At 72.8% G+C, this 23688-nt stretch carries 19 protein-coding genes and 3 pseudogenes; 10 read left to right on the forward strand and 12 right to left on the reverse strand.

Going from position 1 to position 23688, the window contains the following annotated elements:
- Nucleotides 1-19: 19 nt before the first annotated feature.
- A complete protein-coding gene (locus tag CITRI_RS0113685; protein WP_010145461.1) occupies nt 20-889 on the forward strand; it encodes a MetQ/NlpA family ABC transporter substrate-binding protein in 870 nt (289 codons plus the stop codon).
- A gap of 107 nt (nt 890-996) precedes the next feature.
- Here CITRI_RS0113685 and hemL read toward each other — a convergent pair whose 3' ends face one another.
- Both hemL and hemB read right to left on the reverse strand, forming a co-directional pair.
- Nucleotides 997-2373, reverse strand: a complete 1377-nt coding sequence (gene hemL / locus CITRI_RS0113690) for a glutamate-1-semialdehyde 2,1-aminomutase (RefSeq protein ID WP_010145462.1) — start codon at nt 2371-2373, stop codon at nt 997-999.
- Nucleotides 2373-3359 carry a porphobilinogen synthase gene (hemB, locus tag CITRI_RS0113695; RefSeq protein ID WP_010145464.1) on the reverse strand — a complete coding sequence of 329 codons (987 nt, stop codon included), beginning with the start codon at nt 3357-3359 and terminating at the stop codon, nt 2373-2375. The genes hemL and hemB overlap by 1 nt, the downstream gene beginning before the upstream one ends.
- 135 nt (nt 3360-3494) lie before the next feature.
- Here hemB and CITRI_RS0113700 point away from each other — a divergent pair, with 135 nt between their 5' ends.
- On the forward strand, nt 3495-4412 hold the full coding sequence (locus tag CITRI_RS0113700; protein ID WP_010145465.1) for an NYN domain-containing protein: 918 nt from the start codon (nt 3495-3497) through the stop codon (nt 4410-4412).
- 85 nt (nt 4413-4497) lie between these two features.
- On the opposite strand, the gene CITRI_RS0113705 is transcribed toward CITRI_RS0113700, so the two are convergent.
- The 6 genes and pseudogenes from CITRI_RS0113705 to hemE all read right to left on the reverse strand — a co-directional run bounded on the left by CITRI_RS0113705 (nt 4498) and on the right by hemE (nt 11127).
- Nucleotides 4498-5325 (reverse strand): uroporphyrinogen-III synthase, encoded by an 828-nt coding sequence (locus tag CITRI_RS0113705; RefSeq protein WP_040386514.1) that lies wholly within the window; start codon nt 5323-5325, stop codon nt 4498-4500.
- Nucleotides 5326-5363: 38 nt separating this feature from the next.
- Nucleotides 5364-6401, reverse strand: coding sequence for a hydroxymethylbilane synthase (hemC, locus tag CITRI_RS0113710; RefSeq protein WP_010145467.1), 1038 nt, complete (start codon nt 6399-6401; stop codon nt 5364-5366).
- Nucleotides 6398-7665, reverse strand: a pseudogene (locus tag CITRI_RS17860) (ferrochelatase). The gene hemC and the pseudogene CITRI_RS17860 overlap by 4 nt, the downstream one beginning before the upstream one ends.
- Nucleotides 7665-8390: a hydrogen peroxide-dependent heme synthase gene (hemQ, locus tag CITRI_RS0113720; protein ID WP_010145470.1), complete on the reverse strand. Its 726-nt coding sequence runs from the start codon at nt 8388-8390 to the stop codon at nt 7665-7667. Before hemQ ends, CITRI_RS17860 begins: the two are co-directional and overlap by 1 nt.
- A gap of 119 nt (nt 8391-8509) precedes the next feature.
- Complete coding sequence (locus CITRI_RS0113725; protein ID WP_010145471.1) at nt 8510-10000, reverse strand: NAD(P)/FAD-dependent oxidoreductase; 1491 nt, start codon at nt 9998-10000, stop codon at nt 8510-8512.
- Nucleotides 9997-11127 (reverse strand): uroporphyrinogen decarboxylase, encoded by a 1131-nt coding sequence (gene hemE, locus CITRI_RS0113730; RefSeq protein WP_010145472.1) that lies wholly within the window; start codon nt 11125-11127, stop codon nt 9997-9999. Before hemE ends, CITRI_RS0113725 begins: the two co-directional genes overlap by 4 nt.
- Before the next feature lie 85 nt (nt 11128-11212).
- Here hemE and CITRI_RS17865 point away from each other — a divergent pair, with 85 nt between their 5' ends.
- The 3 genes from CITRI_RS17865 to CITRI_RS0113745 all read left to right on the forward strand — a co-directional run bounded on the left by CITRI_RS17865 (nt 11213) and on the right by CITRI_RS0113745 (nt 13673).
- Nucleotides 11213-12583: a glutamyl-tRNA reductase gene (locus CITRI_RS17865; protein ID WP_050813703.1), complete on the forward strand. Its 1371-nt coding sequence runs from the start codon at nt 11213-11215 to the stop codon at nt 12581-12583.
- A gap of 96 nt (nt 12584-12679) precedes the next feature.
- Nucleotides 12680-13300 carry a TetR/AcrR family transcriptional regulator gene (locus CITRI_RS0113740; RefSeq protein ID WP_237709074.1) on the forward strand — a complete coding sequence of 207 codons (621 nt, stop codon included), beginning with the start codon at nt 12680-12682 and terminating at the stop codon, nt 13298-13300.
- A 139-nt stretch (nt 13301-13439) separates the two neighbouring features.
- On the forward strand, nt 13440-13673 hold the full coding sequence (locus CITRI_RS0113745; protein WP_029139347.1) for a DUF3107 domain-containing protein: 234 nt from the start codon (nt 13440-13442) through the stop codon (nt 13671-13673).
- Nucleotide 13674: 1 nt separating this feature from the next.
- Here the strand turns inward: CITRI_RS0113745 and CITRI_RS0113750 are convergent, their stop codons facing one another.
- Nucleotides 13675-13863 carry a hypothetical protein gene (locus CITRI_RS0113750; RefSeq protein WP_029139348.1) on the reverse strand — a complete coding sequence of 63 codons (189 nt, stop codon included), beginning with the start codon at nt 13861-13863 and terminating at the stop codon, nt 13675-13677.
- A gap of 20 nt (nt 13864-13883) precedes the next feature.
- Nucleotides 13884-14354: pseudogene (locus tag CITRI_RS20650) on the reverse strand (4a-hydroxytetrahydrobiopterin dehydratase); the annotation flags it as partial.
- Nucleotides 14355-14450: 96 nt separating this feature from the next.
- Here CITRI_RS20650 and CITRI_RS0113755 point away from each other — a divergent pair.
- From CITRI_RS0113755 to CITRI_RS17875, 4 genes are all read left to right on the forward strand, one after another.
- Nucleotides 14451-16001 carry an RNB domain-containing ribonuclease gene (locus CITRI_RS0113755; protein ID WP_010145477.1) on the forward strand — a complete coding sequence of 517 codons (1551 nt, stop codon included), beginning with the start codon at nt 14451-14453 and terminating at the stop codon, nt 15999-16001.
- A gap of 292 nt (nt 16002-16293) precedes the next feature.
- Nucleotides 16294-18030, forward strand: a complete 1737-nt coding sequence (locus CITRI_RS0113760; protein WP_010145478.1) for a DEAD/DEAH box helicase — start codon at nt 16294-16296, stop codon at nt 18028-18030.
- A 27-nt stretch (nt 18031-18057) separates the two neighbouring features.
- The gene (locus CITRI_RS17870) at nt 18058-18927 is read left to right on the forward strand and encodes a site-specific DNA-methyltransferase (protein ID WP_010145479.1); all 870 of its coding nucleotides are present in this window, start codon (nt 18058-18060) and stop codon (nt 18925-18927) included.
- 303 nt (nt 18928-19230) lie between these two features.
- Nucleotides 19231-20916, forward strand: coding sequence for an ABC transporter ATP-binding protein (locus CITRI_RS17875; protein WP_010145480.1), 1686 nt, complete (start codon nt 19231-19233; stop codon nt 20914-20916).
- A gap of 56 nt (nt 20917-20972) precedes the next feature.
- Here CITRI_RS17875 and CITRI_RS0113775 read toward each other — a convergent pair whose 3' ends face one another.
- Complete coding sequence (locus CITRI_RS0113775) at nt 20973-21821, reverse strand: PHP domain-containing protein (protein ID WP_029139349.1); 849 nt, start codon at nt 21819-21821, stop codon at nt 20973-20975.
- Nucleotides 21822-21855: 34 nt separating this feature from the next.
- Here CITRI_RS0113775 and CITRI_RS0113780 point away from each other — a divergent pair, with 34 nt between their 5' ends.
- Nucleotides 21856-23427, forward strand: coding sequence for an aminopeptidase P family protein (locus CITRI_RS0113780; protein WP_369732348.1), 1572 nt, complete (start codon nt 21856-21858; stop codon nt 23425-23427).
- Nucleotides 23428-23454: 27 nt separating this feature from the next.
- Here the strand turns inward: CITRI_RS0113780 and CITRI_RS19725 are convergent.
- Nucleotides 23455-23688, reverse strand: a pseudogene (locus CITRI_RS19725) (hypothetical protein); the annotation flags it as partial.

Below are 23688 nucleotides of genomic sequence, written 5' to 3' on the forward strand. Positions count from 1 at the left end.
TCAATCCGAAGGAAACCCGATGACCAAGAACACCTCCCCGCTGCGCCGTCGTTCGCTGCTCGGTGCCGGTGGCCTGCTGCTGGTCGGCGCGCTGGCCGGCTGCGGTGCCGGTGGCGGCGACGCCTCCCCGTCCGCGGACGCCACCCTGGACCCGGCCAACCCGGTGGTCCTGAAGGTCGGCGCCAACCCCGTCCCGCACGCCCAGATCCTGGAGTACGTGGACGAGAACCTCACCGAGGGCACCGGAATCGACCTGGAGATCCAGGAGTTCGACGACTACCAGCTGCCCAACGTCTCCCTGGACGAGGGCTCCTCGGATGCCAACTACTACATGCACGAGCCGTTCTTCGACTCCCAGGTCGAGGAGAAGGGGTACGAATTCGAGCACGGCGAGGGCATCCACATCGAGCCCTACGCGGCGTTCTCCGAGAAGCACGACTCGGTCGAGTCCATCCCGGACGGCGCCACCGTCGCGATCACCAACGACCCGGGCAATCAGCCGCGGGCCCTGAAGATGCTCGAGTCCGCCGGGCTGCTCTCGGGCATCGAGGACGACTCCGCCGCCCTCACCCTGTCCGAGGAGCAGAACCCGAAGGGGCTGACGTTCGAGGAGAACCAGCCGGAGATCCTGGTCCAGATCGTGAAGGACCCGGCGATCGACCTGGCCATCATCAACGGCAACTACTTCATCCAGGCCGGCATGACCCTGGACGACGCCCTGGTGGTGGAGGACATCTCCGGGGAGAACCCGTACGCGAACTTCCTGGCCTGGCGCGCCGGTGAGAAGACCGCCGCCGTCGAGAAGCTGGAGGAGCTCCTGCACTCCCAGGAGGTCAAGTCCTACATCGAGCAGACCTGGCCCGGCGGGGACGTCACCCCGGCCTTCTGACCGCAGGCACGAAGGGCCGGTACCCCTCGGGGTACCGGCCCTTCGTCATCCCCGGGACCGGGCCGGCGTCGGGGATCCCGACGCCGACCCCACCCGCGGGGGCGGCGTCAGGATCCCGTGGCGGGCTGGGCCTGCGCCGCGGCCCGGGCCGCGTGCGGCAGGGCCGCGGCGATCCGCTCCATGGCGGCGTCGTCATGCGCGGCCGAGACGAACCAGGCCTCGAAGACGCTCGGCGGCAGGTAGACCCCGTGGTCGAGCATCGCGTGGAAGAACGGGGCGTACCGGTGGACGTCCTGGGCCTGGGCGTCGGCGTAGTCGTGCACACCGCGCTCCGACGTGCCGAAGGCGACCGAGAACAGCGTCCCCGCCCGCTGGATCGAGTGGTCCACCCCCGCCTCGTCGAGCGCGCCCACGAGCAGGTCCTCGAGCTGCCGCGAGCGCCGGGCGATCGTCGCGTAGACGTCCTCCGTCGCGTTCTGCAGGGTGGCCAGGCCGGCGGCCATGGCCACCGGGTTCCCCGAGAGCGTCCCGGCCTGGTAGACGGGTCCGAGCGGTGCCAGCAGGTCCATGACCTCGGCGCGGCCGGCGACGGCGGCCGTGGGCATCCCGCCCCCGATCACCTTCCCGAAGGTCCACAGGTCCGGGGTCCATCCCTCCGGCTTGCCGGACAGTCCCCAATAGCCGGTGTCCGAGGCGCGGAACCCGGTGAGGACCTCGTCCCAGACCAGCAGCGCACCGTGGCGTTCGGTGATCTCGCGCAGGAACCGGTTGAATCCCTCGGCGGGGGTGACCACGCCCATGTTGCACGGGGCGGCCTCCGTGATGATCCCGGCGATCTGGTCACCGCGCGCGGCGAAGGCCTCCTCCAGGGCGGCACGGTCGTTGTAGGGCAGGACCAGGGTCTCGGCGGCCTGGGCCTCGGTGACGCCGGCGGATCCGGGCAGGGCCTGGGTGGCGACGCCGGAACCGGCGGCGGCCAGCAGGCCGTCCGAGTGCCCGTGGTAACAGCCGGCGAACTTCACGATGAGGTTCCGGTTCGTGGCCCCGCGTGCCAGCCGCACGGCGGTCATGGTCGCCTCGGTGCCGGTGGAGACCATGCGGACCCGGTCCACGGGGACGCGGGACGCGATCAGGGCCGCCAGCCGCGCCTCGTCCGGCGTGGAGGCGCCGAAGGACAGCCCGGCGTCCACGGCACGGTGCACGGCGTCCACCACGGCGGGATGGTTGTGTCCCAGCAGCATGGGCCCCCAGGAGCACACCAGGTCCACGTACTCGTTGCCCTCGATGTCCGTCAGGTAGGCGCCCTGGGCCCTCACCATGGCCCGCGGGGTGCCGCCCACGGAGCCGAACGCCCGGACCGGCGAGTTCACCCCGCCGGGGATGACGGTGCGGGCCGCCTCGTAGATCCCCGCGTTGGTGGACGGCGACGGCGCGCCGGCGCGTTCCTGCCCGGTGGTCCCGGTGGTCTCCGTGGTCTCCGACATCAGAGCCTTCCCTCCTTGATCCAGCGGGCCAGTTCACTGGCCCAGTACGTCAGCACGCTGTCCGCCCCGGCACGGCGGATGGACAGCACGGACTCGATGATCGCCTGGTCGCGGTTGATCCAGCCGTTGGCGGCGGCGGCCTCGATCATCGCGTACTCTCCCGAGATCTGGTATGCGGACACCGGCACGTCGGAGACCTCGGCCACGTCCCGCAGGATGTCCAGGTAGCTCATGGCCGGCTTGACCATGACGAGGTCGGCACCCTCGTCCAGGTCGAGGGAGACCTCCAGCATGGCCTCGCGCCGGTTGGCGGGATCCATCTGGTAGGTCTTGCGGTCGCCGGTCAGCTGGGAGTCCACCGCCTCACGGAAGGGGCCGTAGAACGCCGAGGAGTACTTCGCGGCGTAGGCGAGGATCGCGGTGTCCTGGTGTCCGGCGTCGTCCAGGGCCTGGCGGATGACGGCCACCTGGCCGTCCATCATGCCGGAGGGGCCGACCATGTCGGCCCCGGCCTCGGCCTGGGCCACGCCCATCCGGCCGTAGATCTCCAGGGTCGCGTCATTGTCCACCACGCCGTCCGCGGTGAGCACGCCGCAGTGGCCGTGATCCGTGAATTCGTCCAGGCACAGGTCCGACATCACCACGAGGGAGTCCCCGACCTCCTGCTTGACCGCCCGGATGCCGGCGTTGAGCACGCCGGCCGGGTCGAGGGAGGCGGAACCGATGGCGTCCCGGGTCTCGGGGACGCCGAACAGCATGATGCCGCCCAGGCCCAGCTCCGCGGCCTCGGCGGCGGCGGAGCGCAGGGAGTCCTGGGTGTGCTGGACGACCCCCGGCATGGACTGCAGCGGGATCGGCTCGGCGGCACCCTCCCGGACGAAGACCGGCAGGATGAGGTCGGCCGGGTGGATCCGGACCTCGGCGACCAGCCGGCGCATGGCGGCGGACTGACGCAGGCGGCGCGGACGGTGGGTGGGGAAGGACATGGATTCCTCTGGGCTCGACGGTGGTGCCAGACCAGTCTAGTGAGCCACCGGGTCTTCCTCTCCCGTGCCGCCCCCCGGTCCGGAGGCCTCGCCACGGACGGGTCCGGCGGCCCCGCGGCCAGTAGGGTGAGGGGCATGACCATCTCCTCCAGTGCGACCACCCGCATCGCCGTGCTCATCGACTGCGACAACGTCTCCGCCACCCACGCCGGCGCCGTCCTGGAGGAACTGGCCACCTACGGAACGCCCACCATCAAGCGCGCCTACGGTGACTGGACCACCAACCAGCTGGGCGGCTGGAAGAACGAGCTGAACCGGCTGGCCGTCCAGCCGGTCCAGCAGTTCTCCTACACCACGGGAAAGAACTCCACCGACTCGGCGCTGATCATCGACGCGATGGACCTGCTGTGGATGGGCAACGTGGAGGCGTTCGCGCTGGTGTCCTCCGACTCGGACTTCACTCGGCTGGCCACGCGGTTGCGCGAGTCCGGCAAGCGCGTGATCGGCCTGGGTGAGCGCAAGACCCCGGCGTCGCTGCGCAATGCCGTGGACCAGTTCATCTACCTCGAGCTGCTCGGTGACGGTGAGTCCACCGGTGCCGCCGAACCCTCGACCGGCGGTTCGACCGGCCGGAGCCGGAGCCGCAGGGCCCAGGCGGCGGCCGGCCCGGGGTCCGTGGCCGGTACGCCTGCGGTGTCGGGTGTCCCCGAGGCGGCGGCACCGGACGGCGGGGTCCGCGCGACCGGAGAGACGACCGGCACCGGTGAGGTCCGTGGTGCCGAGGAGACGAACGGCACCGGCGAGGCCGAGGCGCCGCGGATCAACCTGGAGAGCGCGCTGGTCAAGGCGGTCAACGCCACGAGCAACGACGACGGCTGGGCCGGACTGAGCCGGGTCGGCCAGCACCTGAGCCGCGCCCACGTGGACTTCGACCCGCGCGACTTCGGCCACCAGAAGCTCAGCACCCTGGTGGCCGAGCAGCCCTACCTCGAGCACCGCACCGAGGGCGGCCACATGCAGGTCGCCCTGAAGCGCCGGGCCGGCCGCAGGTGACGGCCCGCCGCCGCGGGTCACCGGCTGACGGTACCGGTCCGCGGTTCCCGGACCGGGCGGGGGTTCGGCGGACGGTTGTCCTGGGTCAGGGTGAGCGCGGGGCCGACTGACGGCCGAGCACCTCCAGCAGCCCGGCGGCGTCCGGGCTGGCGGCGGTGCCGATCAGCTCGATCCCGGCCTTCTCGGCGGCCCGCCGGGTGGGCTGGCCGATGGCCACGAACCGGACCCCGGCGGGTCCTCGTCCGTCCGGGTGGCGGGACAGTTCCCGGACGGCACTCGGGCTGGTCAGCACGACGACGGCGCCGGATAGGTCCGGCAGGCCCACCACCGCTCCTCCCGGACCGTCCGCCGCGGGGTCGCGTCCCGTCCCGGCCAGCAGGCGGCGCTCCGGCGCCGCCGGGTACGGCACCGTGCGGTAGGCCTCCACCCGCTGCACGTCCCAGCCGCGGGACCGGAGCGCCGTGGCCACCTCGTCCGTGGCCAGGGCCGACTGGGGCAGGAACACCCGCGCCGTCTCCCGGGATCCCCCGGCCCCGCGGGCGGGGGCTTCCCCCGGTGCGGCGGGGAACCCGGCGATGATCCCGGCGGCGGACGCGTCGCCGTCGGGCATCCAGGGGGTCGCGGGGCATCCGGCCCCCGCCAGCACGCGGGCCGTCCCCGGTCCGGTCACGGCCACCCGCGTGCCCGTCGGCAGGGATCCGTCCCAACCGGCCCGGACGAGCGAGCGCACGGTGTTGGGACTGGTCGCGACCAGCCAGGCGTAGCCTCCGGCACGCAACCGGTCCACGGCGCCGTGCAGGTCCGTGAGGTCGGCCGGCAGCTCGAAGTCGGTCAGCGGCAGGAACCGGACCGTCCACCCGGCCTCGCGCAGCCCGGCCTCCACGTCACCGGCCTGGGCGGGCTGGCGTGTCATGACGACCCGTCCGGTCACGGGCACCGTCCCGGCATCCGTCAGCGGTCGGCCGGGAGCAGGTCCGCGCCGTCGGCCAGCAGCGCCTCGGCCACCTCGATGCCCAGGGCCCGGGCCGCCGCGAGGGTCTTCTCGTCCGGTGACCCGTCCTCGAACCGGATCCGCACGGCGGGCAGCTCCACGGAGGCGTGCTTGCGCAGCACGCGGCTGCCGTCGGTGGCGGCCACCACGGCGTCCAGCACCAGCCGGGTCGGGTCCTTCTCCACGCGGGCCAGGGCGCCGATGGGCGCGGCACAGCCGGCCTCCAGTCGCTCGAGCAACCCGCGCTCGGCGGTGACCTGCAGTCGCGTGACGGGGTCGTCGTACCCGGCCAGCGCCTGGGCCAGGGCGTCCCCGGCATCGGCGGTCTCCGGCCGGCACTCCACCGCCAGGGCACCCTGGCCGGGCGCCGGCAGCATCACGGTCGGCGCGAGCCGCTCGGTGATCGCCCACTGCATCTCGATCCGGTCCAGGCCGGCGCAGGCCAGGATCACCGCGTCCAGGTCCCCCCGGGGGGAGCCGGCCGCTGCGGGTGCATGGTCGTCGTGCTGTTCCAGTCCCGGCACCCGGGCCAGTCGCGTCTGGACGTTGCCGCGGATGTCCACGACCTTCAGGTCCGGGCGGACGGCGAGCAGCTGCGCCACCCGGCGCGGGGAGCCGGTGCCCACCGTCGCCCCCTCGGGCAGCTCGGCCAGTGTCAGCCCGTCCCGGGCGCACAGGGCGTCACGGACGTCCACGCGCTGCGGAACGGCGGCGATCCGCAGTCCGGCGGGCTGGGCGGAGGGCAGGTCCTTGAGCGAGTGCACGGCCAGTTGCACGTCGCCGTCGAGCACTGCGGCGCGCAGCGCGGAGGCGAAGACACCGGTGCCGCCGAGAGAGGCGAGGGACCCGGTGGTCACGTCCCCCTCGGTGCGGATGATCCGCAGCTCGTACTCCAACCCGGACCCAGCGGCCAGCGCCTCGGCCACCGTGGTGGTCTGGGTCCGGGCCAGGTTCGACCCGCGAGTGCCGACGGTGAAGCCGGTGCCTGCACCACTCACGCGGACGGCACCCCCACCTCGGAGTCGACGGCGGCCACGGTGGGCCGCACGGTGCCGTCCCGCATGACCTTGACGCAGCAGTTGGGCCGGCAGACGTCGTACCACGGGCCGAAGCAGCCGACGGCGGCGCGGCCCTCGCGGGTGCCCAGCCGTTCCTCGACGATGTCCACCAGGCCGGACACGAACGAGGGGTGGGTGCCCGGCGTCGGGGTCCGGCGGAAGGCCAGCCCGAGCTCCTCACAGGTCTCCCGGGCCTCGGTGTCCAGGTCCCAGACGACCTCCATGTGGTCCGAGACGAAGCCCAGCGGGATGACCACGACCCCGGCCAGCGGCTCCGTGCCGTCCTCGCCGGACCGCGCGGCCAGTTCCTCGATGGCGTCGTTGATGTCCGGCTCCAGCCACGGGACGTGCGGGGCGCCGGAGCGGGACTGGTAGACCAGCGACCAGTCGATGCCCTCGGCCTCCGGCACGAGCTTGAGGACCTCCTCGGCCACGTCCAGGTGCTGGGCGGAGTAGACGTCCGCGCCGTTGCCCTCCCCGGGCTTCAGCCCGGTCCTCTCCTGCAGCTCCGCGGCCAGCGGACGCGGGCCGGCGGCCTCGGCGTCGGCGGTGGGGATGGAGTGGGTGGCGAAGAACAGGTGCAGCCGGCCCCGGCCCGGCCGGCCTCGGCGAGCTCGGCACGGATCTCGGCCAGCCCGGTGCGCAGTCCCTCGGCGAAGGGCTCCACGAAGCCGGGGTGGTTGAAGTACTGGCGGACCTTGTCGGCCTCCAGCTTGCCCTCCAGACCGGTGGAGCGCAGGGCCATCCCCAGGTCCTCGCGGTACTGGCGGCAGGAGGAGTAGCAGGAGTAGGCCGAGGTGGTCACGGTCAGCAGCCGGCGGTGGCCGTCGGCGTGGATGCGCTCCAGCGTCTCGGGAACGTAGGGGTCCCAGTTGCGGTTGCCCCAGTAGACCGGCAGGTCGATGCCGCGGGCGGCCAGCTCGGCCTCGATCGCGGCCTTCAGCTCGCGGTTCTGCGCGTTGATGGGGCTGACCCCGCCGTTGGCCCGGTAGTGGGTGGCCACCTCCTCGAGCCGCTCGTCCGGGATGCCCCGGCCCCGGGTGACGTTGCGCAGGAAGGGGATCACGTCGTCCTGGCCCTCGGGCCCGCCGAAGGAGGCCAGCAGCACGGCGTCGTAGGCCTTGGGCGCCATGACCCCGTTCTCGTCGTACCCGGTGCGCGGGTCGAAGGACTGCCCGGCGGTTCCGGTGGTGTTCTCGCTCATCAGGCCAGCACCTCTGCGATCTCGGCCGAGGAGATCAGGCGTCCGGTGTAGAACGGGACCTCCTCGCGCACGTAGTGACGGGTCTCGTTGTTGCGCAGGTGGCGCATCATGTCCACCAGGTGGTTCAGCCTCGGCGCCTCAAGCCCGAGCAGCCACTCCCAGTCGTTCAGGGCGAAGGCGCTCGTGGTGTTGGCCCAGACCATGGGGAAGTCCCGGCCCAGCAGCCCGTGGTCCTTCAGCATCCGGCCGCGCTCGGCCGGCTCCAGGGTGTACCAGTCGTAGGAGCGGACGAAGGGGTAGAAGCACAGCCACTTCAGCGGCTCGCGGCCCATGGCGAACGCGGGCACGTGGTCCTTGTTGAACTCGGCCATCCGGTCCGAGCCCATCGCGGACAGCACGATCTGCGTCCCGGCCAGCAGCTCGGTCCGGCGCAGGGTCCTGATGGCCGCCTGCAGGTCCTCGGGGACGTGACCGTACATCCACACCATGACGTCCGCGTCGGCGCGCATGCCGGAGACGTCGTAGGTGCCCCGGACCGTCACGCCGCGCTCGGCGAGCCCGGCGATCGCGGCGTCGAACTGCTTCACCGCCCGCTGGCGCTCGGCCTCGGTGTGTGCCCCGCCCTGGCCGGACCCGTTCCGGGCGAAGACGGTGTAGGTGGTGAACCACTCGACGTGCTCGGCGCTCCCGGCCTCGGGGTCCGCTGCTGCCTGGTTCTCGGTCATCGTCACAACTCCTGTGTTGTCACCGTGTGGCGTCGGGCACGTGCGGTGCACCGCGCTGCCGTGGTCGTTGCCGCGCACCGGCTTCTACAGCCGGTAGAACGGCGTGTCCAGCCTACCCCTCAGGTCTGGTCCGCACCGATCCGGCGCCGGACGTCCCCGACGACGGCGGCCAGTCCGGTCCCGGCCAGCCAGGCCCCGACGGCGTCCAGGCCGTCCTGCCCGTCCAGCCAGTCCCGGACGCTGCGCACGGCCGCCCGGTGGGCGGTGGTCGCCGCCGGCAGGGCGGCTCGCCAGCGCACCACGAAGGAGTGCACCACCGCACCGGCCAGGTCCACGCCGGTCAGCGTGCTCGCGTCGGCCACGGCCCGGGCCAGCAGTTCCCGGTCGCCGGTGCCGTATCCCGGGGTGGAGGCGTCCGGGGCGTCCGTGACGCGCCCGTAGGACAGGCGCAGCACGTGCCGGTGCGGTGCCGTCCGTACCCAGTCCCACTTGGCGGTCACGTGGGTCATCGCCTTGGCGCCCACGACGTCGGCCGGCACCTGCGGGGAGACCAGCAGGCCGGTCCCCCGCGGGGCGGCGTCGAGCCCGGCGGCGTCGGCCACCAGGGTCACCAGGGCGACCCCGGCCCCCTCGGCCGGGCGGTCCGCCGCGGTCAGGGCACCGTCGGCCACGGGGACGAGCAGGTCCCAGGCGGCCGGCCCGTCGGTGGCGAGGACGACGCGGCCGGCGGACAGGGTCTCGTCCGTGCCCTCCTGCGTGCGCGCCGATACGGTCCACCCGTCCGCGGCACGGTCCAGCCCGGTCGCGCGGATCCCGGTCCGGATCGAGACCCCGGCGTCCCGCAGGGCCTGGACCAGGGCCGCGGTCAGGGTGTTCATCCCCCCGCACAGGGAGGCCACGAGGGCACCGGGCGGGGCGGCGGCGCGCCGGGCGGCCACCGCCCGGGCCAGCGAGCCCTCGGCCACGAGCGCCTCCAGCAGGCCCGGGGCGACGGTCCGCAGGTCGAGGGTGTCCGGGTCTGCCGAGTGCACTCCGGCGACGACCGGCGCCACGAGGACCTGCAGCACGCCCTCGCCCATCCGGTCCCGCACCACCGCACCGACGGTGACCGGGCCGCCGTCGAGCAGGGCCTGCTCCCAGCGCCCCACCGGCAGGGCGAGGTCCCGGTGCGCCCGCTCCAGCGCGTCGGCCCCCAGGGCCTCGGCGACCTCGGGGGCGTCGAGGTCCCCGGGGATGCCCAGGATCCCGACGCGCGGGGAGCGGACGGCCCGCCCGCCGCCTCCGGCCGGGTCCGGCAGGTACATCCACGAGCCCACGGGGTTCGGGCTCACGACGGCGTCGGAGAGCCCGAGCTCCTCGACCAGCGCGCGCACGGCGGGGGTGCGGACCGCGAACGACTCGGCGCCGGCGTCGAGGACCAGTTCCGCGCCGTCCGGCAACGGGGCGCGGACGGGCGCGACGCAGCCCCCCAGGGTGGCCGTGGCCTCCAGCAGGGTCACCTCGTGCCCGGAGCGGGTCAGCTCCCAGGCGGACAGCAGCCCGGCGATCCCACCGCCGACGACGACGGCCCGGCGCGGACCGCGGCGGTGCGCCTCGGTGCCGGACCTCACGGCTGCAGCGAGTGGATGAGCCCGACGACGCGGGTCAGGACCTCGGGGTCCGTGGTCGGCGGCACGCCGTGGCCGAGGTTCACGACGTGCCCGGGGGCGACCCGGCCGGTCTCGACGACCTCGCGGACGTGGGCCTCGAGCACCTCCCAGGGAGCGGAGAGCAACGCGGGGTCGATGTTGCCCTGCAGGGGCACCGCACCGCGGCCGTCCGCTCCCGGGCTGGCCTGCAGGCGGCGGTGGGCCTCGTCCAGGGGGAGCCGGTAGTCGACGCCCACCACGGAGGCGCCGGCGTCGCGCATGGCGGGCAGGATCTCCCCCGTGCCGGTGCCGAAGTGCACGAGCGGCACCCCGGTCTCACCGGCCAGGTCCTGGACGTGGGACAGGGCCCGGGCTGAATGGGGCTGGACGTACTCCAGGTAGTCGGCCAGGGAGAGTGACCCGGCCCAGGAGTCGAAGAGCTGGCCGGCCGAGGCCCCGGCCTCGATCTGGGCGCGCAGGAACCGGCCCGAGGCGTCCGCGGCCCACTCGGCCAGCGCGTTCCAGGTCTCCGGGTCGGCGTGCATCATGGTCCGCGGGCCCAGGTGATCGCGCGAGGGGCGGCCCTCGACCATGTAGGCGGCCACGGTGAACGGCGCCCCGGCGAAGCCGATCAGGGGGGTCGAGCCGAGTTCGGCCACGGTCAGCCGCACGGCCTCGCGGATGGGTTCCAGGGCCTCGTCCGTCAGCTCGGGCAGGGCCGCGACGTCCTCGGCGGTGCGCACGGCGGCGCCCAGGACGGGACCGGTGCCGGGCACGATGTCGACGTCGACGCCGGCCAGCTTCAGCGGGATGACGATGTCGGAGAAGAAGATGGCGGCGTCCACGTCATGCCGGCGCACGGGCTGCAGCGTGATCTCCGAGGCCATCGCGGGCCTCAGGCAGGACTCCAGCATGTCGGTGCCCTCACGCAGGGCCCGGTACTCCGGCAGGGAACGCCCTGCCTGGCGCATGAACCACACCGGCTTCCGGGACGGGGTACCGCCGCGGTAGGCGGTGATCAGCGGTGACGACGCCGTCGAGCGGGCGGGGTCCGTGGTGATCAGCGGGTGGTCGGCGGGCAGGGCGGTGGAGGAAGGCATGGCGCCCATTCTTCCATCGAACCCGCCCGTGTTTCCGCTGACCGGCAGGTCCGGTGGCCCCTCATGCTCTACAGGCGGTAGAATCGCTCGCATTGTGACTTTGTTTTCCCTGGTTGCCTCGCACACCGACCTTGACCTCGACACGGTGGCGCAGTTGAGCAACGGCACCGACGAGGTCGCCTCAGCCATCCCCACCTCGACCGCCCAGGGGGCGGTCGTGCTGGCCACCTGCAACCGGGTGGAGATCTATGCCGAGGCCCCGGACGAGGGATCCGTGGACCGGGCCCGCCAGGAGCTCGTCGAGGCCATCGCCCGGGGATCGGGCCTGTCCACGGACGCCGTCGCCTCCTCGTTCCGGACCCTCGCCGGCGACGCGGCGGTCCGGCACCTGTTCGAGGTCGGCGCCGGGCTGAAGTCGGCCGTCGTGGGAGAGCGCGAGATCGCCGGCCAGGTCCGGCGCGCGCTCGGCGCCGCCCGGGAATCCGGCACCGCCACCGGGACCCTGACCAAGCTCTTCGAGTCCGCCACCCGCACCGCCAAGGACGTGGGCACGCACACCGCCCTGGGCACGGCGGGCCGCTCGATCGTCTCCGTGGCCCTGGACCTGGCCACCAGCATGCGGGCCGGCACCTCGGTGGTCGGCGCCCAGCGTTTCTGGCAGGACGCCAACATCCTGCTGATCGGCACCGGGGCCTACGCGGGGACCACGCTGGCCCAGCTGGCCGACCGCGGCGCCGCCAACGTGGGCGTGCACTCGTCCTCCGGCCGCGCGGAGGCCTTCGTCGCCGACCGTGGTGGCTGGGCCCTGGCCCTGGGGGGCGAGAAGATCCACGGGGCCATCGCGGAGGCGGACGTGATCATCGGCTGCTCCGGTGGTGACCGACGGCTCGAGGCCGAGACCCTGCGGCGCCTGCGCGAGGGTGTCACCGCCCGGTTGACCGTCCTGGACCTGGCCCTGACCCATGACTTCGACCCCGCCATCGCCGACCTGCCCGGCGTGGACCTCATCACCCTGGAATCGGTGAAGATGGCCGCGCCGGAGGGACAGCAGGCCGCCCTGACCGCCGCCGCGCAGCTCGTGGACGGCGCCGTGGACGGCTTCCTGCAGGAGCGCAAGTCCCGCAGCGCCAACGAGGCCATCGTGGCCCTGCGCCGGCACACACAGCGGGTGCTGGACTCCGAGATGCAGCGGGTGCGCAGCCGGCACGGGTGCACCGCGGCCGCCGAGGAGGTCGAGTTCGCCCTGCGTCGCATGGTCCGGCAGATGCTCCACGAGCCCACGGTCCGCGCCAAGGAACTCGCCGCCGAGGGTCGCCTCGATGAGTACGAGAACGCGCTGAACGTCCTCTTCGGCCTGGACGTCTCGCCCGCCACGGCGAACGGCGCCCCGGGGTCCTGCCCGGTCGGCGACCCGCGCGAGGACGCCCTGCCGGACGCCCTCGCCGCCTCGCCCCGGATAGCCTGACCGGCCCCGACGACCGGCGTACCCCCACCGTCCTACCGGCCGGTAGACTCCTCGACACCGTCCTGACCGGGCGTCCCCGTGCAGAAAGGCCTCACCGTGACCTCCAGCCCCATGCGCCAGTCCCGGCTGCCCCGCGAGGAGCGGCGGCGCCAGCTCCTGGACGCCGCGCAGCAGGTCTTCGTGGAGCACGGCTACCACGACACCTCCATGGACGACATCGCCGTGGCGGCCGCCGTGTCCAAGCCGGTGCTCTACCAGCACTTCCCCGGCAAGCACGAGCTCTTCCTGGACCTGATGGACACCCAGCTGACGCTCCTGCAGGGCGCCCTCTCCGACGCGCTGGGTTCGACCACGGACAACAAGGAGCGGGTCCTGGCCACCATCAGGGCCTGCTTCCAGTTCGTGGACCGGCCGGACCGTGCCTACCGCCTGATCTTCGACTCCGGGCTGAACAACGACCCCGAGGTCGCGGGCCGGATCGAGGAGATGGACCACCGCTTCGCCACGGACATCGCCGAGATCATCGCCGCGGACACCCGGCTCTCGCGGGAGGAGGCGCTGCTGCTGGGCCACGGCCTGGCCGGGCTCGCGCAGTCCGCGTCCCGCCACTGGGCCGGGCAGGCCGGCCAGGAGGGACGCCCGGACCTGGAGAGCGCCGCGGACCTCGCCTTCCGGCTGGCCTGGCGTGGCATCAGCCGGTTCCCCAAGGAGGGCTGACCGGCCGGCGGCACGTTACGCCGCCAGCCGAAGAACCGGCGCATCCGCCCGTCGAGCGCCGGTTTTCGCCTAGTCTGGCGACGTAAGAGCAGCCCGGCCGGCCCCCTGGACGGCCCGTGACCTACTGAAGGAGACCGCCATGGAGATCCGCATCGGCGTGCAGAACGTGGCCCGCGAAGTCGTCATCGAATCGGACGCCAGCAACGAGGACGTCGCCCGCCTGGTCTCCGACGCCATCTCCGACGGCGGCATGCTGCGACTGAAGGACACCAAGGGCCGCCTGGTCATGATCCCCGCCGGCATCATCGGCTACGTGGAGATCGGCACCGAGGCCGCCCGCCCCGTGGGCTTCGTCGCCGCCCCGAGCGCCTGACCTAGGCATCGGCGCCGTCACCGGCGTCCTCCTCCCCGCTGCACAGGCACACCCGGTTGCCGTCCGCGTCGGTGTAGATCCACCAGCGCGGCGCGAAGGTGGCGTCCTCCCGCTGGTCGCGTGAGCGTTCGGTGAGTGCGGCGCGCACCGGGTCCCAGCCGTCCCGCGGGCCGTTGACGTCCACGTGCATGGGGCGGGGTCCGGGGTGTCTGTCCGCTGGAACCAGAACCCCGGCCCGCGCCCCCAGGGATCCCGCAGGTCTCCGGTCCGGTCGTTCCTCCGGTACCCCAGGGCCGTGGTCCAGAAGTCCTCCAGCGCCGACGGGTCCCGGGTGTCCAGGGCCAGATCGTAGGTACGGTTCTCGGCCGGCACCGGGGTGGCCCCGGCGTCGGCGGCCAGTTCGGAGATCCTCCGGGCCAGCCGCACGTCCCGCTTCGTCACGGCACCGCCGGCGTCATGGCTGGACGAGTCGATGAACAGGTGATCGTACCGCCAGTCCAGGTCCGGGTGGTGGTCGAGCTCCTGGCACACCGCGCCGATACGGCCCATCAGGTCCACCGCGGCGGCGCTGTCCGCGCATCGATAGGCGGTGTATATCCCGGTGTTCCGGCGCCGCCAGTCCGGCAGCCCGGACAGGGCGGCGTCGAGTTCGGCGGTGGTGAGGATTCCCTTGCCAGTCATGCATCCCACCGTGCCGCCCACCCCCGCGATCGGTCAACGACCTGCAGGCCACGAGGGCCCGCCGGGATCCCCCGACCCGCCGGTAGGGTGTGATCCGTGGCCTACTACCATCTGGACCTCGCCCGCTCCGCCGCGCAGACCGAACTGGCGCGCAGCCTGGCCGCCCTGCGCGAGGAGTTCGACCTGCCCACCGCGTTCGCCCCCGAGGTGCTGGACGAGGCCGAGCGGGCCGCCGCCGCCGTCGTGCGGTCGCTGCCGGAGAACGACCGGACGGACCTGCCGCTGGTGACCATCGATCCGCCCGGGTCCACCGATCTCGACCAGGCCCTGTACATCGAGCGCGGGGCCGAGGGACATCCGGACGGGTTCACCGTGCACTACGCCATCGCGGACGTCCCGGCGTTCATCGCCCCGGGCGGTGCCCTGGCCGCCGAGACCCTGCGGCGCGGCCAGACGATCTACCTCCCGGACGGACGCGTGCCCCTCCACCCCGAGGTGATCAGCGAGGACGCCGGCTCGCTGCTGCCGCGCGTGGACCGCGGGGCGTACCTGTGGACCTTCGTCCTGGACGCCGACGGCGCCCTGGTGGACACCGCCCTGGAACGGGCCACCGTGCGCAGCCGCGAGCAGCTCACCTATGAACAGGCCCAGGCCAGGATCGATGCCGGCCCGGGCGCCGCGGACGACGAGACCGCCACGTCCCTGGCCCTGCTCAAGCAGGTCGGGATCCTGCGCACCCGTCAGGAGGCGGCGCGAGGCGGGGCCAGCCTGAGACTTCCCGAACAGGAGATCACGGTCACCGACCACGGTTACGCGGTGCTGACCGCTCCCCCGCTGGAGGTCGAGGACTGGAACGCGCAGGTGTCCCTGCTCACCGGGATGGCCGCCGCGCGGATCATGCTGGAGGGCGGGATCGGCCTCCTGCGCACCATGCCGCCGGCGGACGCGGACTCCATCGACCGGTTCCGGGCACGCACCCGCGCGCTGGGCCACCCGTGGTCCGATCGGCAGTCCTACGGGGAGTACCTGCGCGGACTGGACATCAGGGACCCGCAGCAACTGGCCATCATGCACGCCGCCACCTCCCTGTTCCGCGGCGCCGGATACACCCCCTTCGACGGTGACGCTCCCGAGATCGCCGTGCAGTCCGCCATCGCGGCGCCCTACGCCCACACGACGGCGCCGCTGCGCCGCCTCGTGGATCGCTTCGTCCTGGTGACCTGCCTGGCCCTGCTGCACGGCGAGCGCGTCCCGGAGGGGATCCGCGCCATCCTGCCGGCCCTGCCCGAGGCCATGAGGGAGTCCAACCTGCTGGCCTCCCGGACCTCCAACGCCGCCCTGGAACTGGTGGAGGCGGCCTCGCTGCACGGCCTGGAGGGGCAGGAGTTCACCGCCGTGGTGGTCTCCGGACCGGACCCCGAGCAGGAGGAGAAGGCCCGTGCGCAGGGACGGCTGCCGTGGGGCGAGGTCCAGGTCGAGCACCCGCCCGTACTGGCCCGCTACGAGGGCTTCGCCGAGGCCGGCAGCCGCATCCGGGTGGTCCTGGTGCGCGCGGACATGGCCACCCGGACGGTGTTGTTCCGGGTGGCCGGCCAGGCCCCGGCCGGGGACGGCGCACACCAGGACGCGCCCGGACCGGTAGACTGATCCCTACCAAGGATGACCGGTCGCACTGTTCATCTGTGTTCACCCTCGTGATCTGACTTACCGGATCCGGCACGCGGCCCCGCCCCGTCAGCGGTGTGGCCCAGCCCGGGTCCCGGGACTCCCCCTCGCGGAGGACGTCCCGGCAACTCCCAGCGATCGGCTCCACCACAAGGACGCACGGCGTCCGGCCGATCCGCGCCGCCCCCACGTGTGGGCGAGCCGCCGGAGTGCACTCGCAGACAGTGCCATCGCACCGGGCCGACGTGCCTGAACGACGGGACCGAACTCCCCCATGACCCCTGAACACAAGATCGCCGCCGACAACGACATCGACACCGAGGACCTCGCCACGGCCTCCCTGGAGACCATCGACGTCGAGGACTCCATCGACATCACCGAGCCCAACGCGCCGCAGCCCGAGAAGTCCTTCGCCGACTTCAACGTGCGCGCCGACATGGTCGAGGCCCTCGCCGAGAAGGGCATCACCCATCCCTTCCCCATCCAGGCCATGACCCTGCCGGTCGCCCTGGGCGGTCATGACATCATCGGCCAGGCCAAGACCGGTACCGGCAAGACCCTCGGCTTCGGCCTGCCGCTGCTGCAGCGTGTCATCGGCCCGGACGAGGAGGGCTTCGACCGGCTGGCGGCCCCCGGTGCCCCGCAGGCCCTCGTGGTCGCCCCCACCCGTGAGCTCGCCAACCAGGTGGCCGCGGACATCACCGCCGCCGCCTCGAAGCGGTCCGTGCGCATCGCCACCATCTACGGCGGCCGGGCCTACGAGCCGCAGATCGAGGAGCTGCAGCGCGGCGTGGAGGTCGTGGTCGGCACCCCCGGCCGCCTGATCGACCTGATGCGCCAGCGGCACCTGAACCTGAAGCTGGTGAAGATCGTCGTCCTCGACGAGGCCGACGAGATGCTGGACCTGGGCTTCCTGCCGGACGTCGAGACCCTGCTGTCCGCGGTGCCCGAGGTCCGCCAGACCATGCTGTTCTCCGCGACCATGCCCGGCCCCGTGGTCGCCATGGCCCGCCGGTACATGACGCAGCCGACCCATATCCGCGCCGCGGACCCCGAGGACGAGGGCATCACCAAGAAGGACATCCGCCAGCTGGTGTACCGCGCCCACCACATGGACAAGGACGAGCTGGTGGCCCGCTCCCTGCAGGCGGAGGGCCGCGGCAAGACCATCATCTTCACCCGCACCAAGCGCACGGCGGCCAGGCTCTCCGACGAACTGGAGAAGCGCGGCTTCGCCGCCGGATCCATCCACGGCGATCTCGGCCAGGGCGCCCGCGAGCAGGCCCTGCGTGCCTTCCGCGGGGACAAGATCGACGTGCTCGTCGCCACGGACGTCGCCGCCCGCGGCATCGACGTGGACGACGTCACCCACGTGATCAACTTCCAGTGCCCCGAGGACGAGAAGACCTACCTGCACCGGGTGGGCCGCACCGGCCGCGCCGGCAACAAGGGCACCGCCGTGACCCTGGTGGACTGGGAGGACATGCCCCGGTGGACCCTGATCAACAAGGCCCTGGGGCTCGACGTCCCGGAACCGCCGGAGACCTACTCCTCCTCGAAGCACCTCTTCGCGGACCTCGGCATCCCGAAGGGGACCAAGGGCCGGCTGCCCCGGTCGCAGCGCACCAAGGCGGGACTGGACGCGGAGCAGCTCGAGGACCTCGGCGGCCCGGGCGCACCCCGTGGCGGCCGTGAGGGCGGCCGCGGACGCGGTGGCCGGGACGGGTCCGACGGGGGCCGGGGCCGTGGGCGTGGACGCTCCGGCGGCCGCGACGCCGAGCGCGGCGGACGGGGTGAGCGCTCCGAGCGCGCGCCGCGCGACGGCGAGCAGGGCACGGAGGGTGAGGGCCGGCGTCGTGACGGCGCAGCGGCAGGGGCCGGAACCGAGGGCGGCGAGCAGCGTGCGAGCCGCAGCCGCGGACGCAGCCGGACCCGCACGCGCCGCCGCAACGGCAACGTGGTCGCCGGGGGCGAGGCCGGCCAGTCCGGTGCGCAGCCCGAGGACCGCTGAGGCGCCGGTCGCGGATGACGCCCTGACGTGACGCATTTCGACCCCGAGGGCCCCGACCTCGTGGTGGCGGCGGAGAACCTGGAGTTCCTGCCGTCGCTGCCGGGCGGGGCCTTCACCGTGGTGTACCTCGACCCGCCGTTCAACACCGGACGGACCCAGCGACGTCAACAGCTGACCACCGTGCGCGCCCCCGAGGAGGAGGCGGACCGGATCGGCTTCGGCGGCCGCGGGTACCGGACCATCAAGGGGGCGCTGGCCTCCTATGACGACGCCTTCGCCGACTACTGGGAGTTCCTCGAGCCGCGGTTGCGCGAGGCCTGGCGGCTGCTGGCCGAGGACGGGACGCTGTACCTGCACCTGGACTACCGGGAGGTGCACTACGCCAAGGTCATGCTGGACGCGATCTTCGGCCGGGAGTGCTTCCTGAACGAGATCATCTGGGCCTACGACTACGGTGGCCGGTCCAAGCGGCGCTGGCCGTCCAAGCACGACACGATCCTGGTCTACGTGAAGGACCCCGACGGGTACTGGTTCGACTCCGCCGAGGTGGACCGGGAACCGTACATGGCACCGGGTCTGGTCACCGCGGAGAAGGCCGCGCGGGGCAAGCTGCCCACCGACGTGTGGTGGCACACCATCGTCTCCCCCACCGGCAGGGAGAAGACCGGTTATCCGACGCAGAAGCCCCTGGGCCTGCTGCGCCGGATGGTCGCCGCCTCGTCCCGGCGCGGAGACTGGGTGCTGGACTTCTTCGCCGGCTCCGGGACGCTGGGGGCCGCGGCGGCGGAACTCGGGCGCAGGTTCGTGCTGGTGGACCAGAACCCCGAGGCGATCGAGGTGATGCGCCGACGGCTGGCGCCGGTCACCGCCCACCTGGAGGTCCGCACCGGGCCGTGAGAGGGCCAGGGCCCTCCGCACCCCTGCCGGAGGGCCCTGCCTCGTGTCCGGCCGGGGACCGGCTCGGGGGACCGCACTCGTCCGCCGCGATGCGCGACGATCTGCTGGTCCTCCACTCGTCTTCCACTTGCTTTGCGCCGTCCCGCGACCCTCGGGGCGGGCGGCCATGGCGCCGTCCGGTGCGACGCTGGTAGCTTCAGCGGCACCTCCCTCAAGACCGGACGTGTCCACGGCGAGGGCCTGCCGAGCAAGGGTGCCCCAATCGGAGTTGGTTCGACCATGGTGATGTGGAATGAAGAGGATGTGGTCACACCGCCGTCTGGACCTCCCGTCTTCAGCGCCCGGAACCTGAAGGTCACCACGAAGTCCGGCGTACAGCTGCTGGACGATGTCTCGATCACCGTCCCCTCCGGCACACTCGTGGGCGTGATCGGCCCGTCCGGTGCGGGCAAGTCGACGCTGCTGGGCGCACTGACCGGGCTGCAGCCGGCGACGCGCGGACAGGTCACCTGGAACGGGCGGGACCTCTACACCGAGTACGCCCAGCTCCGGTTCCTGGTGGGGCTGGTGCCGCAGGAGGATATCCTCCACCGCCAGCTCACCGTTCGCAGGGCGCTCCAGTTCGCCGCCCGGTTGCGCCTGCCTCCGGACCTGCGCCCGGCAGAGCGGGACCAGCGGGTCGATGAGGTCCTCGCGGAGGTCGACCTGACGGGCCAGGCAGACCAGAGGATCGATTCCCTCTCGGGGGGCCAGCGCAAACGGACCTCGATCGCCCTGGAGTTGCTCACGGCACCGCGACTGCTGTTCCTGGACGAGCCCACGTCCGGACTCGATCCCGGCCTGGACAGGCAGGTCATGGAGAGCCTGCGGTCGCTGGCCGACTGCGACCGAGTGGTGCTGGTCGTCACGCACAGCGTCCTGGCCCTGGACGAGTGCGATCGCGTGCTCGTCCTGGCCCGGGGCGGACGCGTCGCGTTCTTCGGACCGCCGGCAGAGGTGCTGCCCTTCTTCGGCGTGGACGACTACCCCTCGGCATTCGCGGCCCTGGAGGACGAGACCTGGGTGGACCGCAACGCACGGGCCTCCGCCCGTGACGCCTACGCGGGTCGGACCACGTCAGTCCAGGTGCCGGTCCCGGCCGCGGCGGCCCCGCCACCGCAGCGGACGGCGCCGGCTCGCCAGCTGTGGACGCTCATCCGGCGCAACGTCTCGGTGGTCGCCGCGGACCGGCTCTTCGTCATGCTCCTGATCGGCATGCCCATGCTGCTCGCGCTGATGGCGCAGGCCTTCCCCGGCAGGGCCGGGTTGTCCCTGAGTGAGGCACAGGGCGACGTCAATCAAGTCCAGCAACGCCTGGTGGTCCTCGTCGTCGGCGCCGCCCTGATGGGAACCGCGCTGTCCATCCGCGAACTCGTCGGGGAGCGGCCGATCTACCGACGAGAGCGCGCCGTCGGGCTCTCGCCGGCGGCCTACCTGCTCAGCAAGGCCGTGGTGCTCGGCGTGCTGGTGGCGTGCCAATGCGTGGTGTTCACCGTGCTCGCCCTCCTCGGCCTGCCGGGACCGGACGAGGCCCTGCTCCTGGGTGACGGACGCGTGGAGGTCGCCGTGGCGATAGCGGCGGTCGGCGTGGCCATGGCCGTCGCCGCACTGGCCGTATCCGGAGCCGTGACGTCCACCGAACAGACCATGCCCGCACTCGTCGCCATGGTGATGTCCCAGCTGATCCTGTGCGGCGGGCTGTTCCCGCTGGCGGGACGCGATGGCCTCGAGCAGGTGTCCTGGTTGCTTCCCGCTCGCTTCGGCTATGCGGCGACGGCCGCGACAGTGGGCCTACAACAACCCCCCGCGCCCGGAATCGACCCGCTGTTCGAGCCGACGGCCGGACAATGGCTCATCGACCTGGGCCTGCTCGGGGTCCAGGCCCTGGCCTTCCTCGGCCTGGCGGCCTGGACGCTGCACGTGTCCGTGACCCGGAACCCCTGGCGCTGAACAGGCGCCGCCCTGCCCCTGAACCCCCCGGTGTCCTCCGCCGTCCACCCCAGGGGTCAGGGGTAGATGACCTCGGTGCCCGTGCCGCGCTCGATGATCTGCTGCACCACGGCCGCGTCGGTGGTGTGCTCCCCGATCCGGTTGGGCTTGCCGGCCCCGTGGTAGTCGGAGGAACCGGTGACGAACATCCCGTGCTGGCGGGCGAGCACGCGCAACCAGCGGCGGGCGTCGTCCGGGTTGTCCCGGTGGTCGGCCTCCACCCCGGCCAGCCCGGCGTCGATCATCTCGTGGAACAGCTCCGTACCGACCACGCGCCCGCGCATGGAGGCCAGGGGATGGGCGAACACGGGCACTCCCCCGGCCGCCAGGACCAGCCGGACCGCGTCCACCGGGTCCGGTGCGTAGTGGCCCACGTAGTACTTGGAGCGCGGCGTCAGGATCGAGGTGAACGCCGCCGAACGGTCCTCCACCGCGCCCAGGGAGACGAGCGCGTCGGCGATGTGCGGCCGGCCGATCGTGGCGTCCGGCGTGGAGTGGCGCAGCACGTGGTCCCACGTGATCGGGAAGTCCTCGGCCAACCGGTCCACCATCCGCTGGGCCCGGGTGAGGCGGGAGCTGCGGGACCGCTCGATCTCCGCGGACAGGTCCGGATCGTGGGGGTCGTGCAGGTAGGACAGCAGGTGCACGCTGATGCCGGTGTCCGAGACGCAGGAGACCTCCATGCCCGGGATGAGTACGATCCCCGAGGCCACCGCCTGGTCCGCGGCCTCGGCCCAGCCGGCCGTGGAGTCGTGGTCGGTCAGCGCCAGGCCGCTCAGTCCGGCCCTGGCCGCAGCGCGCACCACGGTGGCGGGCGGTTCGGTGCCATCCGAGATGTTGGAGTGCGTGTGCAGGTCGAACGGCATGACCACCAGCCTAGCCAACGCCGGGCGCAGTGCGATGATGGACGCCATGAGTGATGCACAGTCCCAGACCCCGGAGACCCCGGACCACGACACCCAGCCCATCGAGGACCGAGTGAACAACCGGTCCCAGAAGCCGACCTCCGAGGCCTTCAAGGAGTTCATGGGCTCGAACTGGGCCCCGGCCGAGACCCCCCTGGTCATGCCGGACACCTCTGCGCCGTTCGCGGCCAAGCGCCGGGCGGCCCTGTCCGAGAAGTACCGGGGCGAGCGCATCGTCGTCCCGGCCGGTCCGCTGAAGGTCCGCTCCAACGACACCGACTACCGGTTCCGCGCCCACTCCGCGTTCGCCCACCTGACCGGGCTCGGAGTGGACCACGAGCCGGACGCCGTGCTCGTGCTGGAACCGGTGGACCCGGGGACCGGCGACCACGGCTCGGACCACGAGGCCACCCTGTACTTCCGTCCGCTGGCCGGCCGTGACTCCGAGGAGTTCTACTCCAACGCCCGCACCGGCGAGTTCTGGATCGGTGCCCGCCCCACCCTCGGCCAGATGCAGTCCCGCACCGGCATCCGCACCTCCGACCTGTCCGGGCTGGAGGTCGCGGTCACCAAGAACGCCGGCGCGGTGGAGATCGGCGGGGTCCGGATCCGCCTGCTGCGCGGCTCGGACCTGGACGTCGAGGCCCTGGTCGACACCTCGCGGATCAACACCGGCGTGGACCTGGAGGTCTCGGACGGGCTCGACGCCGAGCTGGCCGAGTTCCTCTCCGAGCTGCGCCTGGTCAAGGACGGCTGGGAGATCGAGGAACTGCGCGGCTCGGTCGCGGCCACCATCTCCGGGTTCGAGGACATCGTGAAGGTGCTTCCCGCGGCGGCCGGCCACGAGCGCGGTGAGCGCATCGTCGAGGGCGCATTCTTCTCCCGCGCCCGGCTGGAGGGCAACGACCTGGGCTACGACACGATCGCGGCCTCCGGGAACAACGCCACCGTGCTGCACTGGATCCGCAACAACGGCGCGGTGCGGGACGGGGACCTGATCCTCGTGGACGCCGGCGTGGAGGCCGACTCCCTCTACACCGCGGACATCACCCGCACGCTGCCGGTCAACGGGACGTTCACGGACGTGCAGCGCAAGGTCTACCAGGCGGTGCTGGACGCCGCCGACGCCGCCTTCGAGATCGTCAGGCCGGGCATCCGGTTCCGCCAGATCCACGAGACCGCCATGCGGGTGCTCGCCGAGCGCCTGTACGAGTGGGGCCTGCTGCCGGTCACCGTGGAGGAGGCCCTGTCCCCGGAGGGCCAGCAGCACCGTCGGTGGATGCCGCACGGCACCAGCCACCACCTCGGTCTCGACGTCCACGACTGTGCCCAGGCCAAGCGGGAGCTCTACCTCGACGGCGAGCTGAAGCCGGGCATGGTCTTCACCATCGAGCCGGGCCTGTACTTCAAGGCCGAGGACCTGGCCGTGCCCGAGGAGTACCGCGGCATCGGCATCCGCATCGAGGACGACATCCGCGTCACCGACGAGGGTGCCGAGAACCTCTCCGCCGCCCTGCCGCGCACCCCCGAGGCGATCGAGTCCTGGATGGCCGACCTCCAGCGCTGAGGCCCGCCCGTGACGGCCCGGCCGGTGTCAGGCCGGGTCGTCGTCGCGCGCCGGAGGCTCGGTGTCCGGTCCGGCGCCGGGTTCCGCGCCGGTCTCGCCGGCAGGGCGCTCGGCGTGGCGGCCGTAGCGCGGCCGGGCGAAGCGTCCCTCCGTGGTGCCCGACGCCGGCCCGGTGCCCGCCGCGGTGCCCTCCCCCGCTGCGGGGACCGAGGGTGGCTCGGACGCGGTGCCGGAACCGGCGTCGGGGGCGGGGCCGCCGTC

This window comes from Citricoccus sp. CH26A, assembly GCF_000224415.1.
In the GTDB taxonomy this organism is placed as follows: Bacteria; Actinomycetota; Actinomycetes; order Actinomycetales; family Micrococcaceae; genus Citricoccus.